At 69.7% G+C, this 17,959-nt stretch carries 16 protein-coding genes; 12 read left to right on the forward strand and 4 right to left on the reverse strand.

Translation table 11 applies throughout. From position 1 onward, the window contains the following. Nucleotides 1–286: 286 nt before the first annotated feature. The 3 genes from ACTMO_RS0106010 (at nt 287) to ACTMO_RS0106020 (ending at nt 3,615) form a co-directional block, all read left to right on the forward strand. A complete protein-coding gene (locus ACTMO_RS0106010; protein WP_019853766.1) occupies nt 287–1,915 on the forward strand; it encodes an ABC-F family ATP-binding cassette domain-containing protein in 1,629 nt (542 codons plus the stop codon). A gap of 413 nt (nt 1,916–2,328) precedes the next feature. After that, entirely contained in the window at nt 2,329–2,538 is a 210-nt protein-coding gene (locus ACTMO_RS24025) for a helix-turn-helix domain-containing protein (protein WP_017975887.1), read from the forward strand. Nucleotides 2,539–2,802: 264 nt separating this feature from the next. Then, on the forward strand, nt 2,803–3,615 hold the full coding sequence (locus ACTMO_RS0106020) for an enoyl-CoA hydratase/isomerase family protein (RefSeq protein ID WP_019853767.1): 813 nt from the start codon (nt 2,803–2,805) through the stop codon (nt 3,613–3,615). 142 nt (nt 3,616–3,757) lie between these two features. On the opposite strand, the gene ACTMO_RS0106025 is transcribed toward ACTMO_RS0106020, so the two are convergent. Continuing rightward, on the reverse strand, nt 3,758–4,501 hold the full coding sequence (locus ACTMO_RS0106025) for a sugar isomerase domain-containing protein (RefSeq protein ID WP_019853768.1): 744 nt from the start codon (nt 4,499–4,501) through the stop codon (nt 3,758–3,760). Between the two features lie 309 nt (nt 4,502–4,810). On the opposite strand from ACTMO_RS0106025, the gene ACTMO_RS0106030 reads away from it, so the two are divergent. After that, entirely contained in the window at nt 4,811–5,527 is a 717-nt protein-coding gene (locus ACTMO_RS0106030; RefSeq protein ID WP_026448927.1) for an Imm1 family immunity protein, read from the forward strand. Between the two features lie 49 nt (nt 5,528–5,576). Here the strand turns inward: ACTMO_RS0106030 and ACTMO_RS0106035 are convergent, their stop codons facing one another. Further along, the gene (locus tag ACTMO_RS0106035; protein ID WP_026448928.1) at nt 5,577–6,404 is read right to left on the reverse strand and encodes a M55 family metallopeptidase; all 828 of its coding nucleotides are present in this window, start codon (nt 6,402–6,404) and stop codon (nt 5,577–5,579) included. Between the two features lie 152 nt (nt 6,405–6,556). On the opposite strand from ACTMO_RS0106035, the gene ACTMO_RS0106040 reads away from it, so the two are divergent. Genes ACTMO_RS0106040 through nikE form a run of 4 tightly spaced genes read left to right on the forward strand, consistent with a single transcriptional unit; the run spans nt 6,557 to nt 11,952 of the window. After that, a complete protein-coding gene (locus ACTMO_RS0106040; RefSeq protein WP_051099206.1) occupies nt 6,557–8,410 on the forward strand; it encodes an ABC transporter substrate-binding protein in 1,854 nt (617 codons plus the stop codon). 4 nt (nt 8,411–8,414) lie between these two features. After that, nucleotides 8,415–9,443, forward strand: a complete 1,029-nt coding sequence (locus tag ACTMO_RS0106045) for an ABC transporter permease (protein ID WP_019853772.1) — start codon at nt 8,415–8,417, stop codon at nt 9,441–9,443. Continuing rightward, complete coding sequence (locus tag ACTMO_RS0106050) at nt 9,443–10,345, forward strand: ABC transporter permease (RefSeq protein WP_019853773.1); 903 nt, start codon at nt 9,443–9,445, stop codon at nt 10,343–10,345. The genes ACTMO_RS0106045 and ACTMO_RS0106050 overlap by 1 nt, the downstream gene beginning before the upstream one ends. Beyond that, on the forward strand, nt 10,342–11,952 hold the full coding sequence (nikE, locus tag ACTMO_RS0106055) for a nickel ABC transporter ATP-binding protein NikE (RefSeq protein ID WP_019853774.1): 1,611 nt from the start codon (nt 10,342–10,344) through the stop codon (nt 11,950–11,952). Before ACTMO_RS0106050 ends, nikE begins: the two co-directional genes overlap by 4 nt. A 32-nt stretch (nt 11,953–11,984) precedes the next feature. Here nikE and ACTMO_RS0106060 read toward each other — a convergent pair whose 3' ends face one another. Continuing rightward, nucleotides 11,985–12,617, reverse strand: a complete 633-nt coding sequence (locus ACTMO_RS0106060; protein WP_019853775.1) for a nucleoside/nucleotide kinase family protein — start codon at nt 12,615–12,617, stop codon at nt 11,985–11,987. Nucleotides 12,618–12,693: 76 nt separating this feature from the next. Continuing rightward, nucleotides 12,694–13,632 (reverse strand): S66 peptidase family protein, encoded by a 939-nt coding sequence (locus tag ACTMO_RS0106065; protein WP_019853776.1) that lies wholly within the window; start codon nt 13,630–13,632, stop codon nt 12,694–12,696. 255 nt (nt 13,633–13,887) lie between these two features. On the opposite strand from ACTMO_RS0106065, the gene ACTMO_RS0106070 reads away from it, so the two are divergent. The 4 genes from ACTMO_RS0106070 to mshC all read left to right on the forward strand — a co-directional run bounded on the left by ACTMO_RS0106070 (nt 13,888) and on the right by mshC (nt 17,685). Then, nucleotides 13,888–14,454 (forward strand): DUF3090 domain-containing protein, encoded by a 567-nt coding sequence (locus tag ACTMO_RS0106070; RefSeq protein WP_019853777.1) that lies wholly within the window; start codon nt 13,888–13,890, stop codon nt 14,452–14,454. A 6-nt stretch (nt 14,455–14,460) separates the two neighbouring features. Continuing rightward, nucleotides 14,461–15,255, forward strand: a complete 795-nt coding sequence (locus ACTMO_RS0106075; RefSeq protein WP_019853778.1) for an SCO1664 family protein — start codon at nt 14,461–14,463, stop codon at nt 15,253–15,255. A 92-nt stretch (nt 15,256–15,347) separates the two neighbouring features. Further along, a complete protein-coding gene (locus ACTMO_RS0106080) occupies nt 15,348–16,340 on the forward strand; it encodes an MBL fold metallo-hydrolase (RefSeq protein ID WP_019853779.1) in 993 nt (330 codons plus the stop codon). A 106-nt stretch (nt 16,341–16,446) separates the two neighbouring features. Beyond that, the gene (gene mshC / locus ACTMO_RS0106085) at nt 16,447–17,685 is read left to right on the forward strand and encodes a cysteine--1-D-myo-inosityl 2-amino-2-deoxy-alpha-D-glucopyranoside ligase (protein ID WP_026448931.1); all 1,239 of its coding nucleotides are present in this window, start codon (nt 16,447–16,449) and stop codon (nt 17,683–17,685) included. The last annotated feature ends 274 nt before the right edge of the window (nt 17,686–17,959 follow it).

A 17,959-nucleotide genomic window follows, 5' to 3' on the forward strand; every position in this document is an offset into this window, starting at 1 on the left:
CGCGCCGGCGGAGACCAGAAATCCTTGTCGTGCCGCGTTCCGGGGCGGGTATACTCGTTGCGGCTCGTGACCGGCCGCTTTCCGTGGCTCGTGACCTCGTCGGGCTCGGACGTCCGGCCGTTTCGCATGGCTGTTCCGCGGGCTGCCGCCTCGGTTCGTGGGTGCGTGTCCCGCAGCGGGACACGGGAGTCCGCCGGCCCGACGCGTCCGCTGTTTCCGCCGAGTCCCGGGGTGGCTGTGCCCCTGTAAGTCTGTGTGCCCGATACGTCTCGATCCGGAGTTTTCGTTGATCTCTGCGAATGGCCTGGAACTCAGGGCCGGTTCCCGCATCCTGCTCTCGGACGCGACCCTGCGCGTCCAGCCCGGTGACCGGGTGGGTCTGGTCGGACGCAACGGTGCCGGCAAGACCACGACCCTGCGGGTGCTGGCCGGTGAGGGGGAGCCCTACGGAGGCGAGATCACCCGGCAGGGCGAGATCGGTTACCTGCCACAGGACCCGAGGGAGGGGGACCTCTCGGTCACCGCCCGCGACCGGGTGCTGTCCGCGCGCGGACTGGACCGGATTCTGCGTGACATGGACAAGGCCCAGACCGAGATGGCCGAACTCGTCGACGAGCGGGAGCGCGATCGCGTCATTCGCAGGTACGGCAAGCTGGAGGAGCGTTTCGCCGCGCGTGGTGGCTACGCTGCGGAGGGCGAGGCGGGACGGATCTGTGGCAATCTCGGACTGCCGGACGGGGTGCTGAACCAGCCGCTGCGAACCCTGTCGGGAGGCCAGCGCAGGAGGGTGGAGCTCGCCCGCATCCTGTTCGCCGCCTCCGAGGCCGGTCCCGGCGGGCGCTCCAACACGACCCTGCTGTTGGACGAGCCCACCAACCACCTGGACGCCGACTCGATCACCTGGCTGCGGGACTTCCTCAAGGCCCACGACGGGGGTCTCGTGGTGATCAGCCACGACGTGGAGCTCATCGACGCCGTGGTCAACAAGGTCTGGTACCTGGACGCGGTGCGCGGTGAGGCCGACGTGTACAACATGAACTGGCAGCGTTACCAGGAGGCCCGGGCCGACGACGAGAAGCGCAGGCGCCGGGAACGGGCGAACGCGGAGAAGAAGGCCTCCGCACTCAAGGCCCAGGCCGATAAGCTGGGGGCGAAGGCGACCAAGGCCGTGGCCGCCAAGAACATGGCCCGGCGTGCCGAGGAGATGCTGGCCGATCTCGACGAGGAACAGGCCGTCGAGAAGACGGCCAGGATCCGTTTCCCCGCTCCGGCGAACTGCGGCAGCACGCCGTTGACGGCCAGGGGACTGTCGAAGTCCTACGGGTCGCTGGAGATCTTCAGCGGGGTCGATCTGGCGGTGGACCGTGGTTCCAGGGTGGTGGTGCTCGGGTTCAACGGCGCGGGCAAGACCACGCTGTTGCGCCTGCTGGCCGGGATGGAGGCGCCCGACGCGGGGCAGGTGCAGCCGGGCTACGGCCTGCGGATCGGCTACTACGCCCAGGAGCACGAGACCCTGGACACCGACGCCACGGTGTGGGAGAACATCCGCGGGGTGGCCCCGGGGACCCCGGAGCAGGAGCTGCGCACCCTGTTGGGGGCCTTCCTGTTCGGCGGGGAACAGCTCCAGCAGCCGGCGGGGACCCTGTCCGGTGGGGAGAAGACCCGGTTGGCGCTGGCCGGACTGGTCTCCAGTGCCGCGAACGTGTTGCTGCTGGACGAGCCGACCAACAACCTCGACCCGGCCAGCCGGGAGCAGGTGTTGGACGCGCTGCGCGGTTTCACCGGAGCGGTGGTGCTGGTCACCCATGATCCGGGTGCGGTCGAGGCACTCGAACCGGAACGGGTGATCCTGCTGCCCGACGGCAGCGAGGACCACTGGTCCGAGGAGTACATGGATCTGGTCCAGCTGACCTGATCTCCGGAGGCGGTCGGCCCGGGTTCGGACCCGGGCCGTTTCCGGCCGTGTCACTCGGAACGTGTTCGTTTTCTCGGAAAACGTTCGCCCTGTCGGTCGTGCGTGGTCGACAGGGCCTCGGGTGGGGAGCTTCCCGGTCGGGACGGAGGCCCCGTGTGGTCGGGATCTCTCCCGTGGAGGGCGTGTTTTCCCGGGCAATCCTGACTCAGCGACCTCGGCTATGTCCGAAACGAATTGTTGATCTTGGTTTTCGGTTCCCCATATCGCATTTTCAAGATCAATAGGAATATATTTGCCGGCAGTGGGGGATCTGTTGCCGAGGTCGTCTGGCGTTTCCGGCTTTCCTGTTCGATCATTGGCTTGACAGGGGTCGTGAACGGCCCTACCTGTTCTACGGGGAAGGCGGGGAGACTGTGGTTGATCTGAAGAAGGGTGCGCGAATCACCGGAAGCGCACGAGACAAGTTGGCCAGTGATCTGAAGAAAAAGTACGAGAAGGGAGCGAGCATTCGGTCACTCGCGGAGGCGACCGGCCGTTCCTACGGCTTCGTCCACCGCGTGTTGGTCGAGTCGGGAGTGCAATTGCGCGGGCGTGGAGGAGCGACCCGATCCAAGAAGAAATAACCTTTCACCGTCGTGCGGCGTGCCCGGCACGCTGGTGGTGCCGGGCACGCCGTGCCCGCGGCGCCGAGTTCTGCGGTGGCATCCGAGGCCACGACGTGCGCGGTGTGCCGAAGGGCTTCGGCCGGAGCGTCGTGCGGGAGACCGGCGGTAATCCGCCTCGTCCGAAGGAGGCTCCGCTCGGTGACCACCTCCGCACCCCCGTGGGAGCGGTCCTAGAGTGGTGCCCGTCTTCGACCACTGTGGTGCATCGCGACGGAGGACCGCTTGACGGAATCGGCAATTGACCCCGGCCTGCTCGAACGCGGACACGTTCGGCTGACGGTCAGTGGAGCCCGTGCCACGATCGTGCTCGACCGCCCGGATCGACTGAACGCGCAGACGCCGGACACGTGGAAGGCGTTACGCGAGATCGGACAGAACCTCGCCGACGAGGTGCGCGTGGTCGACGTGCGTGCCACGGGACGGGCGTTCTCGGCGGGGCTGGACCGGCGCCTGTTCGAGGCCGAGGAGGTGGACGGCTCGCCCGGTCTGCTCTCGCTGGCCTCCCGCCCGGTGGAGCAGGCGGACGCGGAGATCGCCGCGTTCCAACAGGGGTTCAGCTGGCTGCGTGACCCGGAAAGAGTGACGATCGCAGCCGTGCGTGGCCACGCCATCGGGGCGGGTTTCCAACTGGCGCTTGCCTGTGACCTGCGGGTGGTGGCCGAGGATGCCGGCTTCCGTATGGCCGAGACCGGTCTCGGCCTGGTCCCCGACCTGGGCGGCACGCTTCCGTTGGTGCAGACCGTCGGTTACTCCAGGGCGGTGGAGATGTGCCTGACCGGGCGGGAGGTTTCCGCCGAGGAGGCGCTGCGTGTCGGACTGGCCAACTCGGTGGTGGCCTCCGAGGACCTGGAAGCGGCCACCGACCGGCTGGCCGACGCCGTGGTGCGGGCACCGCGGGGAGCCGTGCGGGAGACCCTGGCGTTGTTGTCCCAGGCGAGCGAGGCCGAGGACCCGGAGCAGCAGCTCGCCGCGGAGCGGGCGGCCCAGCTTCGCAGGCTCGGGGAGCTGAGCGGTACCACTCCCTCGGAGGAGTGAACGACGGCGCGGCCCCGGCGGGGACCGGATCCCCGCCGGGGCCGAGTGTGCCGGTGCCGACTCCCGACGGTGCTCCGGTTCGGTCTAGACCAGTTGGGTCGTTCGGGTGCCTCATCCGAACGGGTCCGTGCCCGTGGCGGAATCAGCGCAGCGGGGGAATCCGTCGACCGTACTGCTCCAGTTGGGCGGCGTTGGCCTCGTCCCCACCGGGAATGTTCGAGCTGCGCCACCACGGCAGGACCACTCCGTGGGCACCGGCCCGTTCGTAGGTCTCCACCATCAGCAGGTTCCACAGGAACATGTTGGCCAGCGAGGAGGCCGGGGCGGTGGCGGGACGGGACTCCGGGTACGTGGTGTCCCCCGGCGGGACCAGCGTGTCCAACACCAGAGTCGCCTGTTCGGCGAGCGTACCCGCCGCCGTGCGGCGTGGCGCCGCGGCGGAGGCCGCGCGGGAGGTGACCGCCACCACCGGGCATCCCCGTTCCCGGGCGGTGGCCGCCAGCTCGACCGGGTAGGGATTGATCCCGGAGTTGGAGAAGACCACCAGCACGTCGGTGGTGCCGTCCACCCCGGCCTCCCGCAGTGTCCTCTCGGCGAGACCCTCCTCGCGTTCGGTGGCCGTGCTGGTCGCCGCGCCGTGCAGCGGAAGCAGCTCGGGTTGGTACAGCGGGTGCACCGCGGCGAGGCCGCCCGCCCGGTAGAAGCTCTCCATCACACCGGCCAGGGAGTGCCCGGCCCCGGCGGTGTGGACCAGCCCGCCCGAGGTGACGCACTCGATCAGCAGTCCCGCCGCCTCGGCCAGCGCTTCCTCGTTGTGTTCGGCCACCCGATCCAGCTCCCGCAGGCTCTGTTCGGCGTGCTTGCGCGCGTGGGAACCGTCCGACATACCGTCCTCTCGATCGATACTGTGCGGTGGGCTCCGATCCTCGCAGCAACACGGCCGCCTCGGGGTGCCGGTGTGGCGGATCGCTCCGTGTCCCGCGGTCGGTGCGGCACGACGCTCCGTGCCCGAATCCCTCCCGGGGGTGGTGACCGGCCGGGCCCTCGGTAGGCTTCCCTCCGGGATCGTGCTCGGTCACCGCCGCGCCTTCTTCCGAGGGCGGGCTGGCAACATGATCACGGCAGCCCGGTGGCGGAGAGGGTTCGAACGGTGCCACCAGGCAATCGGGTACACGGATGGAAACGCGGGGAAAGCATGTCGAATCCGCCGTCGCACGACGAGTCCGCTGCCCCGGAGAACCTTTCGGAAGTGTTCGCCCGGCTCACGGACGTCCCGCTGGAGCAAGTGGACAAACTGGTGGAAACGGTCGAGTCCGCCTACGCGGATCTGAACAGGGTGATGGAACACCCCTACTGGGCGGACCTGGTCTTCCACCAGGGATCCACACTGCGTGCCCTGCGCGAGGCCCGCGCTGAGCTGGACGCCTTCCGGGCCGAGGCCACCGGGGCGCGCAACACGGAACTCGGGATCATGGTGGCCACCGGGGTCATCGACGGTAGGCGAGAGTACGCCGAGGACGAGGAGAGCAAGCGGGCCCTGGTCGAAAGGCTGCTCCGTCCCCCGCGACAGGGGCTGGCCTGCCACCTCTACGTCTGGGACCGCCCGCACGAGGACGACCAGGTTCCCGGCCCCTACCAGCACATTCGTGTGGTCACCTCCCCCGAGGAGGAGATGGGGGCGCTGACCTTCACCGAGGAGCAGGAGGACGGACAGCTGTACTCCTGGCAGACCCACAACCGGGACCAGCCCGAGGGGGTGCCGACACTGCGTTTCGACCGGGGCAGCGCGTTGACCTTTCCGCGCAGCTCCGTGGTCGGGTTCTCCGAGCTGCGCACCGCGCTCGACGAGTTCGTGCGTACCGGCGAGTGCCCACGCAGCGTGGAGTGGCGCCAAGCCCGGTGGGGGGAGTGAGCGCTTCCGGCGGTGCGGTCCCGTGGTCGCCGCCTCGCCCTCGCCGGACTCATCCGTAGGTCTCCTGGGCCGCCCTGGAGGCCACGGTGGTGACCACTTTGAAGGTCCGCATCGCCGTGGTCATGTCCGTGGCGTCGAAACCGATCCGGCGGGGCGAGAGCTGTTCCACAGTGGGCACGAGAGCGGCCGCCGCCGCGAGGTGGGTAGCGGCGAACTCCACCTCGACGCGGTGTGCGTCGACGGAGGGCTCCTCGCCGCCGGCCAGGTTCATGGCCTCCTCCGCGACGGCCCGGATGGAGGCGGCCGTGCGTTCGGGGGTGGCACACACCGCCGCGTACCTGCTCACGCACTCCTTCACCGGGACGGTCCGGCACCGGGGGGCGTAGGATCCGGCCTCCTCACAGGTCAGGTCGTCGCCGGTCACCAACAGCACCGGAACTCCGTGTTCGGCGGCCAGAGCCGCGTTCAGCCTTCCCTCGCTGGCGTGGACCCCGTCCAACCACACCCCGGTCAGCCCGCTCTCCACGTAGGTGTGTGACAGCACCCCCTCCGCGCCCGCACCGGTGTGGTAGCCGAGCAGGACCACGCCGTCCACTCCGGAGTCGACTCCCTCCATCATCGACAGCGGCTTGTGCCGTCCGGTGAGCATCCTGGCCCGGGAGTCGAGCCGTTCGAGCAGCAGATGCCGCTGGATCGAGTGGGCCTCGTTGACCAGGGTCTCGGTGGCCCCTCCGGCGAACAGGCCGGCCACGCAGGCGTTGACGTCCCCGGTGAACAGCTCGCGGAACCGGTGCCAGGGTTCGGTTCCCGCGATCACGTCCTGGGGGCCGGTCACGCCGGTGGCCCCCTCCATGTCGGCAGAGATCAGAATCCGCACGCCGACCACGATAGGTCCGCCTCCGCGCCCGAGCATTCCCCGAAACGGGCCCGCCGCCGTTCTCACCCGCGCCACGCCGAGGCGGTGAACCATTGACGTGGAACCCCACGGGGTGGTTCTTTTTGGACACGTACCGCGAGGGAGTGATCACCATGCGTGTGAGTGCTGTCGGAGTCCGCACGGCACGACCCCGCGCAGCGGTGCTGCTCTCCCTCCTCGTCGTGGCCCTGCTGGCCCCGTCCGCGCCGTTCGCCCACACCGGCACCGCCCAGACGCGGCACGACCGGGCGGCCGCGGACGGCGAGGTCACGCTGCGGGTCGGCATCCAGCAGGAGTTCGACTCGCTCAATCCCTTCCTCGGGTTCAGCCTGGCCGCCACCGACGTCTTCCGGCTGATCTACCCCACCCTGACCACCTACGCCCCGGAGGACTTCTCGGTGATGCCGGAGCTGGCCACCGAGTGGACGTCCTCACCCGACAAACTCACCTGGACCTTCCGCATCAGGAAGGGGGTCAGCTGGTCGGACGGGGAACCGGTCACCGCCGCCGACGTCGTCTACACGTTCGAGCGCATGATGAACGACCCGGCCGCGGCCACGGCCAACGGGAACTACGTGGACAACTTCGCCGAGGTCCACGCCCCCGACGCGCGGACGGTGGTGATCAGGACGGAGACTCCCCAGGCCACGATGCGTTCCATCGCCGTTCCGATCGTGCCCGAACACGTCTGGTCCGGAGTCGACGACGTGGCCGGTTTCGCCAACCAGCGCATGCCCGTGGTCGGCAGCGGTCCCTTCGTGGCCACCGAGTACCGTCCCCAGCAGTACCTCACCCTGGAGGCCAACGAGGACTTCTGGCGCGGTCCACCCACCGTGGACCGACTGCGGTTCGTGAACTTCGAGAACAGCGACGCCGCGGTGCAGGCACTGCGCAAGGGCGACATCGACGTGGCCAGGGAACTGACCCCGGCGCAGTTCGACGCCCTGGACGGAGCGCGCGACATCGAGCGGGTACGCGGCAAGGGCCGCAGGTTCTACGAGATCGTGCTGAATCCGGGTGCGACCAACAGCGCGGGTTCCCCCATAGGGACCGGTCATCCCGCCCTGCGGGACGTGCGGGTGCGCCGGGCGATCGACCACGCCGTCAACCGTGCCGAACTCGTCGACCGGGTGCTCGGTGGGTACGGCACGGTCGGGGCGGGCTACCTGCCTCCCATCTTCCGGAGGTACTACTGGAGTCCTCCCGAGGAGCAACGACGTTCCTTCTCGATCGAGGCCGCCAACCGTGCCCTGGACGAGGCCGGATACCCCCGGGGCCCGGACGGGATCCGTCGTGGTCCCTCCGGGAAACCGTTGGACTTCGAGTTCGTGCTGCACGGCGACTCCGCCACCGACGCGCTGGTGGGCGAGTTCGTCAAGGAGTGGCTGGCCCGGACGGGGATCCGAGTGCGACTGCTGCCGGTCTCGGACAACCAGGTCAACCAGCGCACCACCGCCGGTGACTTCGACATGGTGGTCAGCGGCTGGTCGGTCAATCCCGATCCGGACTACGTGCTGCGGTTGCAGACCTGCGGGGCCCGCCCCGATCCCGGCGGGGGCGGTCTGCCGGACAGTTTCCTCTGCGACCGGCGTTACGACGAGCTGTACCGGCGTCAGCTCACCGAGTTCGACGAGTCCGAACGCGTGGAGACGGTGAAACGGGCCCAGCGGCGGTTCCACGAGATGGCCACGGGGCTGATCCTGTTCTACCCGAACGCGCTGGAAGCCTACCGGGCGGACCGTTTCTCCGGCTTCCTTCGTCAGCCCGCCGAGCGGGGAGTGATCACGGCCCAGCAGGGCTACTGGGGTTACTACCGTGCCGAGCCCACCGAGCGGGCACGCACGGCGGGAGGCGGCGGTGGCTACCGCTCGGCGGCCCTCGCGCTCGGAGGGGCGCTGCTGCTCGGGGGCCTCGTGGTGGCCGCCGTGACCGTCCACCGTCGTCGCACCGCCGAACACCGGGAATGAGCCCATGACCGACACGCTCGAACACGGGGGGACACGCCGCTCCGGAACCGTGCCGCGGACGCTCGGCTTCGTGGCGCGGAAGCTGGGGGGTGCCGCGGTGAGTCTGGGCCTGGTGGCGGTGCTGGGCTTCTTCCTCTTCCGGGTGTTGCCCGGCGACCCGGCCCGGACCATGACCAGGTCCGCCCCGGTCAGTGCCGAGCAGCTGGCGCAGCTGCGTCATCGTTTCGGGCTGGACCAGCCGCTGTACGCGCAGTTCCGGGACTTCCTCGGGAACCTGGCACGGGGGGACCTGGGCACCTCCTACACCTACAACAGGCCGGTGACCGAGCTGATCGGCGAACGGCTCGGTCCGACCGTCCTGTTGGTGGGCACCGCGACGGTGCTCGCCGTGCTGCTGGGGCTGTGGCTGGGGACGCGGGCCGCGTGGCGGCACGGTACGGCCACCGACCGCTGGTTCACCTCGGTCGGGTTGACACTGTGGTCGGTACCGACCTTCTGGCTGGGGCTGTTGCTGCTCATGGCCTTCGGGGTGGGGGTGGGTCCGCTTCCGGGGCTGTTCCCGGTGGCCGGGATGTCCTCGCCCGACGTGCCGCCCGGTGTGCTGCCCCGCGTGCTCGACGTGGCCCACCACATGGTGCTGCCGTGCGTGACGCTGGTCGCGGTGATCCACGCGCAGTTCATGATGGTGATGCGTAGTTCCCTGTTGGAGGAGATGGGTGCCGAGTACCTGACCACGGCCCGGGCGAAGGGGCTGCGCGACGACGCGGTGCGTCGGGGGCACGCGGTTCCCAACGCGTTGCTGCCCACGGTGACGTTGGTCTTCCTCCACCTCGGGATGGTGGTGGCCGGGGCCATCACGGTGGAGACCGTCTTCTCCTGGCCCGGGCTCGGGCTGCTGACCTACGAGGCGCTGCGGGTGCCCGATCTGCCCCTCCTGCAGGGGACCTTCATCGTCCTGGCGAGCAGCGTGATCGTCATGAACACGCTGGCCGAACTGTTGTACCGGGTTCTCGATCCACGGGTGCGTGCCTGATGACCACCGGAGGCCCTTCCGCCGACGTCCGTGCCCGTCGACCGTCCGCCCTGGCTGAGGGGTGGCGGGCCTACCGCAACGAGCGGGGAGGTGTGTTCGGACTCGCGGTGCTCGTGCTCGTCGTGCTGTTGGCCCTGTCGGCTCCGTTGCTGACTGATCCGGCCGGCTTGGACGTCACCCGAGTGGAGGAGGCACCGCTGCGGCCGCCGGGGGCGGGGCACTGGCTGGGCACGGACGAGTCCGGGCGTTCGGTGCTGTTGTTGACCTGGTGGGGGGCACGGGTCTCGCTGTTGGTGGGTTCCTGCGCGGCGGCGCTGTCGATGGTGATCGGAACCCTGGTGGGGGTGACCGCGGCCCACTTCGGGGGCTGGACGGACACCGTGCTGCTGCGACTCACCGACTTCTTCCTGGTGCTTCCGGCCCTGGTGCTGGCCATCGCCCTGTCGACGGTGCTCTCCCGGGGCGTGTTCACCATCGTGCTGGCCATCGGGGTCACTTCCTGGCCGCAGACGGCCAGGTTGGTGCGGGCGCAGACCCTCACGGTGCAGACCCGGCCCTATGTGGAACGGGCCAGGGCCCTCGGTGGCGGTCACCGACACGTGCTCGGCAGGCACGTGCTGCCGGCGGTGCTGCCGCTGGTGTTCGCCACCACGACGTTGACGGTGGCCAGCGCCATCATCGCCGAGTCCACACTGTCCTTCCTGGGACTCGGCGATCCGAGTCGGATCTCCTGGGGAGCGATGCTGAAGTCGGCCATGGACACCGGGGCAGTGACGGCGGGAGCCTGGTGGTACCTGTTTCCCCCCGGGCTCGGTATCGCGGTGGTCGTGCTCGCCTTCACCCTGTGCGGGCGTTCACTGGAGACCGTGCTGAACCCGAGGCTGCGGGGGGAGGGGCGATGACGTCTGTCCTGCGGCTGTGCGATGTCTCGGTGGACTACGCCACACCGGCGGGACCACGCCGCGTGGTGGACCGGGTGAACCTGGACCTGGACTCCGGCGGGACGCTGGGGCTGGCGGGGGAGTCGGGGTGCGGCAAGACCACGCTCGCGCTCGCGGTACTGCGGCTGCTGCCCCGCACGGCCCGGGTGCGGGGACGGGTGCTGCTGAACGAGCAGGACGTGAGTCAGCTGACCTGGGGTGGCTTGCGGGCCGTGCGTTGGGCCGGCGCCTCGGTGGTGTTCCAGGGGGCGATGCACGCCCTCAACCCGGTCCGCACGGTGTTCGATCAGATCGCCGAACCCCTCCGGGTGCACTCCGTCGAACGCCCTACGGTCTCGGCGCTGCGGGAGCGCGTGCGCGAGCTGCTCGAACGGGTGGAGCTGCCTCCGGAACGGGCGAGGGCCTATCCGCACGAGCTCTCCGGAGGGCAGCGGCAGCGTGTGATGATCGCGATGGCGTTGGCCTGCGAACCGAGCCTGGTCATCGCGGACGAACCCACCACCGCCCTGGACGTGGTGGTCCAGGCCCAGGTCATGGACGTGCTGCGGCGCGCCGTGCGGGAGCGGGGGGCCGCGTTGCTGATGATCAGCCACGACCTGTCGGTGCTGGCCGGAACCTGTCATCGACTGGCGGTGATGTACCGGGGCGCCGTGGTGGAGCAGGGGGAGACCGCGCGGCTGGTCACGGCCCCCGAACACCGGCACACCCGTGAGCTGGCCGCGGCTTTTCCGACCGTGGGGGACGCGGGATCGCGTCACGTCGACGGTTCCGCAGGCTCGGGCGGGGGCGGGAACGTGCTGCTCTCCGCGCGGGGGGTCGGGGTGACCTTCGTGGACCGCTCACGGACGCGGACGAGGGCGGTGCGCGACGTCGATCTGGAGGTGTGCGCGGACGAGACAGTCGCCCTGGTGGGGCAGTCGGGATCGGGCAAGACGACGCTGGCGCGGACCCTGTTGGGGCTGTGCCGTCCCGACACGGGACGGGTCCGCTACCGCGGGGTCGAACCGGGCTCCTCCTCCGGGAGCCTGCGTGAGTTCCGCAGGCAGGTGCAGCTGGTCGCCCAGGATCCGACCGGGGCGCTCAACCCGCGCCACACCGTCTACGAGGCGGTCGCCGAGGGGCTGCGGATCCACCGGGACGTGGTCGGGGAGACGGAACGGGTCCGGGCCGCTCTCGAAGCGGCCGAACTGCGTCCCGCCGCCGACTTCGTCGGGCGTTTTCCCCACGAGCTCTCCGGAGGACAACGCCAACGGGTGGTCATCGCCGGGGCGCTGGTGCTCGAACCCGCCGTGCTGGTCGCCGACGAACCCGTCGCCTCGCTGGACGCGACCGTGCGCGGTGAGATCCTGGAGCTGTTGCTGGAGCTGCGCCGTCGACGCGGACTGTCCGTACTGGTGATCACGCACGACCTGGGGCTGGCCTGGAGCATCGCGGACCGGGTGGCTGTCATGCGCGCCGGGGAGCTGGTGGAGCAGGGGCCGGTGGAACGGGTGCTGACCGAGCCGGAGCACGAGTACACCAGAGCCCTGCTGGCGGCCGTGCCCTCGCTGCCCCGCGTGGTCGACTGACCGGACCGCGTGTCCGCCGTCGGGAGGTGTGCTCAGTCGAGGGCGTCCACCACCGCCGGACGCTCCGGGTGGTCCATCCTGATCACCCGGTCGGCGGTGCGTTCCGGACGGGTCCGCCTCGCGTACTCGGCGAAAGCGGGAAGCTGCCAGCGGTCCTCGACGGGGGTCCTGCGGTGCAGTACCTTCTCCGAGACCCACAGGTGCACCGTGAAGTCGAAGTCCAGGCCGTGTCCCAGCAACAGGGGGCCCTCGACCAGGGCCATTCCCCGTTCACCCAGGTCCGTGCGTGCCAGACGGGGGGAACGGTCCCTGTCCGGGTCCCACAGGGCCGGGAGCACGTGGCCGCTGCCACCGGGGGCCAGGGGGGTGAGTACCTCACGGCTCAGTCCCGCGAGGTCGAACCAGTCCTCGCGCAGGCCTTCGGGGTTGTGGCGTCCCCGCTCGAACCGTAGCGAGGCCGGTCGCAGATAGTCCCACATCCCGACGCGTACGGCCCGGACACCCGCCACACGCAGGGTACGGACCAGGGAGTCGGTCAGCTCGCGCGTTCCGGAGACCGGATGGCCGTCGAGCGCGATCCGCGTTCCCGGCGGGCGTGCCCGCCGCGTGATGGTCTCGGTCAGTTCGGCCACCAGGTTCTCGGAGGTGGTGGGGCGTACTCGCATGGGGTCGGCGACTCCGCTCCAGGGTCGGTTCCACGCCGGCAAGCCGGGCCCGCGCGTGCGGGCTCCGAGGAGGAGACTATCCCCGAGCGGGGGAGGGGCTGGTGTGGATCACCAGTCTTCCGGCGTCGGCGTCGAGCTCGGCGGGCAGCCCGAGCGGGACGGTGAGCTGCCCGGCGCAGTGCCCGAATCCCAGCTCCCAGACCACGGGGACACCGAGGTCACCGAGGATCTCGGACATGGTCTGCCGGACCCGTTCGGGATCCCCGCAGCGCTCCCACGAGCCGAGGACCACCCCGGTGGCGTGGCCGAACCATCCGGACCGCCGGAGCTGGGTGAGATAGCGGTCGAGCTGGTAGGGCTCCTCGGTGACGTCCTCCAGCAGCACCAGGGCCCGTTCCGGAGGGCGGGGCGGCGGGATGGTGCCCAGTGTTCCGGCCAGGACGCTGAGGTTCCCTCCGTGGAGGACTCCCCGGGCGCGGCCTCCCACCAACGGTTCCGCTGTGCTTCCGGTGAGCACGCGTCCCTCCACCGGGTGGAACAGTGCCTCGTGCAGGTGTCGTCGGGCCACGGGGTCCTCGGTGAAGGCCGAGGTGGCCGGCATCGGTCCGAACAGGGTGGGGACGCCGAGTCGGCGGTACAGGGCTTCGTGCAGGGCGGTGACGTCACTGGAACCGACGAGGGTTTTCCCCGGGACGGCGGCCATGCTCGTCCAGTCCAGCTCGTCGAGCGTCCGCAGGGTTCCGTATCCGCCGCGTGCGCAGAACACGGCCGAGATCTCCGGTGAGCACCAGGCCCACAGCAGGTCGGCGGCGCGGGCGGTGTCCGAGCCCGCCAGGTAGTCCACCGAGGGGTGACGGTCCAGCACGTGCTTGCCGAGCAGCACCCGCAGACCCCAGGACTCGAGTTCGACGACTCCGGCACGCAGCTGTTGTTCGGGGACCGGGCCGGCCGGAGCCACCACGGCCACGGTGTCTCCGGGACGCAGGGGAGCGAGTGGGGCAGTGCTGTTCGTCATGTCTTCCTCTCGGGACGGCCGTCGTTGCCCGGCCGGAACGTGACGTTTCCGACGGTCTCCGTCCACCGAGAGTAACCCCCTTCCCCGGAGGGTCGTGATGTTCGCGGAAGGCGAACAATCCCACGGCTTCCGGAGAAAGTCCCGGTGAGGCCGGAATCGGCGGGGGAGCGAACGCGTTACCAGCAACGGATCCCCGGCTGTGACAGGGGCGGGGCTGCACGATCCGCGCGACGGTGACTTAGTGTCGAGGGTGTCATGGCTCGTGTCATCCACGTATTCCGTCAGCCCGACCGCTTCATCGTGGGAACGGTCGGAGAGCCCGGCGAGCGTACCTTCTATCTGCAGGCCACCGAGGACTTGCGGACGGTGAGCGTTCAGCTGGAGAAGCAGCAGGTGTCGGTGTTGACCGAACGCATCGACGCGCTGCTGGAGGAGGTGCAGCGCCGGTTCGACACCGAGCTGCCCGCCGAACCGCCCGCCGAACTCGTCGACTCCGGTCCTCTCGAGGTCCCCGTCGAGGAGGAGTTCCGGGTGGGCACCATGGGGCTCGGCTGGGACGCCGAGACGGAGGCGGTGGTCGTGGAACTGCTCGCCGCCACCGAGGAAGAGGTGGACGAGTCGGTGGTGCTCGACGACACCGAGGAGGGGCCCGACGCGGTTCGGGTCTTCCTCAGCGCCGCCTACGCCCGCGCCTTCGCGGAGCGTGCCCAGCGAGTGATCGAGGCCGGACGCAAACCGTGTCCGCTGTGTTCGGAGCCGCTGGACCCGAACGGCCACATCTGCCCACGCCAGAACGGATACCGGCGTTCGGAGGAGGAGTAGCGGATCGTGCTCTCCGACGATGTCGCCGCCGAGTTGTTGGCCAACGGGCGGATCGAGGTTCGGGGGCGACTGGTCGAGGCATCCAACGCGACCCTGCTCTGTTCCGTGGAGCACGAAGGGGTGCGTGCCGACTGCGTGTACAAACCCGTACGCGGAGAAAGGCCGCTGTGGGATTTCCCGGAGGGGACGCTGGCCGGGCGTGAGGTGGCTTCGTACCTGCTCTCCGAGGAGATCGGGTGGGGGCTGGTCCCGCCCACCCGGTGGCGGGACGAGGCCCCGTACGGGCCGGGAATGCTCCAGTTGTGGGTGGACACCGAGCAGGACACCGAACTCGTCGACGTGCTGCCGCCGCGGGAGGTGCCCTCCGACTGGCTGAGCGTGCTGCACGCCCGGGACGAGGAGGGCAGTCCGCTGGTGCTGGCCCACGCCGACCATCCCGGGCTGCGCAGGCTGGCGATTCTCGACGTGGTGCTCAACAACGCCGACCGCAAGGGCGGCCACGTCCTCGTCCCCGGCGACGGGCGGGTGCTGGGGATCGACCACGGGGTGAGCCTCAACGTCGACGACAAGCTGCGTACGGTGCTGTGGGGCTGGCTGGGGCAGCCACTGGGCGAGTCCGCCGTGGAGCACCTACGGCGGTTACGGGCCCGCCTGGACGACTCGTTCGCGGCCCTGCTGGCCGAGTACGTCTCCCCGAAGGAGATCCGGGCCACCGCCGACCGGATCGACCGGCTGTTGCAGCAGGGAGTGTTACCGGCCCCCTCGGGGGAGTGGCCCGCCATTCCCTGGCCGCCGTTCTGAAGTGTCCCCGCCCGCGTCGGTGCGCGGTTCACCCGGCGAGGTGTTACGAATCCTCGCGCGAGGATGGCAGGCTCGGAGTCTCCCGGAGTCGCGTGTTCACCGGTGGGTTCCACAGTGCGGAGGCGGTCGAGATGGTCTGGGGTGTTCCGTGCCGGGGACGTTTCGTCGGGAGGTTGCGGAGTTCGCCTCCGCGTCCGTGGGAGGTGCTGCGGTACCGCGGTGGAACCAGCACCGGTCGTACGGAGCTGGACCGCCGGCTCGTTCCCCGCTGTGAGGGGCGACTTCCCGAGCTCGGGCCGGGTGAGGTGTCACTCACCTGGATCGGGCATGCCACCTTCCTGCTCCGTACTCCGGAGCTGTGTCTGCTGATCGATCCGGTGTGGTCGGTGCGGATCCCCTTCGTCCGGCCCCGTCTGAGCCCTCCCGGGATGGCTTTCGACGCGTTGCCGCCGGTGGACGCGGTGCTGATCAGCCACGACCACTACGATCACCTGGACGCGGCCACGGTACGTCGTCTTCCCCGCGAGACCACGGTGCTCGTCCCGCTGGGACTGGGCAACTGGTTCACCCGAAGGGGTTTCACGGATGTTCGGGAGGTGGACTGGTGGGACTCCACCGTGCTCGGCACGACCCGGTGCGACTTCGTCCCGGCACGGCACTGGAGCAGACGCGGGGTGTGGGACTTCTGCCGCAGTCTGTGGGGCGGCTGGGTGGTGACCACCTTCCACGGACTGAGGCTCTACCACGCGGGGGACACCGGGTACGGACCGTTCTTCGCGGAGATCGGGCGGAGGTTCCCGGAGATCGACACGGCCCTGCTGCCGATCGGGGCCTACCACCCCGTCGAGGTGATGCGGACCGTGCACCTCACTCCCGAGGACGCGGTGCGGGCGGCCCGTGACCTCGGCGCGCGTGAGCTCGTGGGGATGCACTGGGGCACCTTCGCGCTGACCGGAGAACCCGTTGCCCAGCCGATGGAGCGGTTACGCCGGGAGTGGTCCGCGGCAGGCGGACGGGGACAGCGGCTCCGGGAGGTCGCGGTGGGGCAGACGTGGGTGTTGTCCGCGCGCTCGGCTCCGGAGTGAGGCGCCCGCACGGCCGCCCTCGGGAAGGGTGACGGCGACCGTGACGCCCCAGCGGGGTGCGCGGCCCGCGGCCGTGGTCCCGACGCCGGGGACTAGGGTCGAACACATGCAACCCTGGTCGTCGGTTTCTGTTCCCGGCCTGCCCGGCAGGGCTCGGCCGTTACACCTGTTCGACACCGCGACCGGCGAGGTGAGACCCGTCGGGACCGGTCCGCAGGCACGGATGTACGTGTGCGGAATCACTCCCTACGACGCCACGCATCTGGGGCACGCCGCCACCTACCTGGCGTATGACCTGGTGCACCGGTTGTGGCTGGACAACGGCTACGACGTGCACTACGTGCAGAACGTCACCGACATCGACGATCCCCTGCTGGAAAGGGCCGAGCACGACAACGAGGACTGGGTCGTGCTGGGGATGCGGGAGACCGCGTTGTTCCGGGAGGACATGGCCGCGTTGCGCGTGCTGCCTCCACACGACTTCGTCGGTGCGGTCGAGGCGATCCCCGAGATCGAGCGCGCCGTGGCCGAGCTCCTCGCCTCGGGAGCGGCTTACCGGGTCGACGACGAGTACCCGGACGTCTACTTCCACAAGGACGCCACCGGCCGGCTCGGGTACGAGTCGGGATACAGCCTCGCCGAGATGAACGAGGTCTTTCCCGAGCGGGGCGGTGACCCGCAGCGCCCCGGTAAGAAGGACCCCCTCGACGCCCTGTTGTGGCGGATGGCCCGCCCCGGTGAGCCCTCCTGGGACTCGGAGGAGCTCGGAGCGGGTCGGCCCGGTTGGCACCTGGAGTGTTCGGTCATCGCGCTCAACCGGTTGGGGATGGCCTTCGACCTGCAGGGGGGAGGATCGGACCTGGCGTTCCCCCACCACGAGTTCAGCGCGGCCCACGCCGAGGCGTTGACCGAGCGGCATCCCTTCGCCCGGCACTACTCCCACACCGGCATGGTGGGGTTGGACGGGCAGAAGATGTCCAAGTCCAAGGGCAATCTCGTGTTCGTCTCCCGGCTGCGGGGCGACCGAGTGGACCCCATGGCGATCAGGCTGGCTCTGCTGGGCCAGCATTACCGCAGTGACCGTTCCTGGACCGCCGATCTGCTCACGGCCGGGGCCGCGAGGTTGGCGCGGTGGCGACAGGCCGTGGCACTGGACCGGGGGCCGGAGGCCGGGACCACACTGGATCGGATGCGGGAACGGCTCGGCGACGATCTGGACACCGAGTCGGCGTTGCGTGCCGTCGACGAATGGGTCGAGCAGGCCCTGTGCGGGCAGGGCAGTGATCCGCGGAGTCCGTCCTTGGTCAGGGACGCCGTGGACGCCCTGCTGGGTGTGGCGTTGTGACCCTTCCGCCGTGGATCTTCGGGAAACTCCGAGTTCGTCCGGAGTTTCCCGAAGCCTCCAGCGGGAACCGCTCAGCGTGACAATTGTCGTCGCTGTCGGTATTCGGCTTTCCCGAAAAGCGGGAAATCCCCGCGGAACGGTGCTTACCGGCTCGGTGTGTTGTTTTCCCTGCCGAAATACGGTCGGGGATAGTCGTTTGGTGTGTCCGGACCTTTTTCCGGAAGGGTGCCGGGCCCGACCCGTCGAGTGGTCACTCTCGGTGTTCCTTGTTCGG

Origin of the sequence: Actinopolyspora mortivallis DSM 44261 (genome assembly GCF_000384035.1) — a bacterium.
Lineage (GTDB): Bacteria > Actinomycetota > Actinomycetes > Mycobacteriales > Pseudonocardiaceae > Actinopolyspora > Actinopolyspora mortivallis.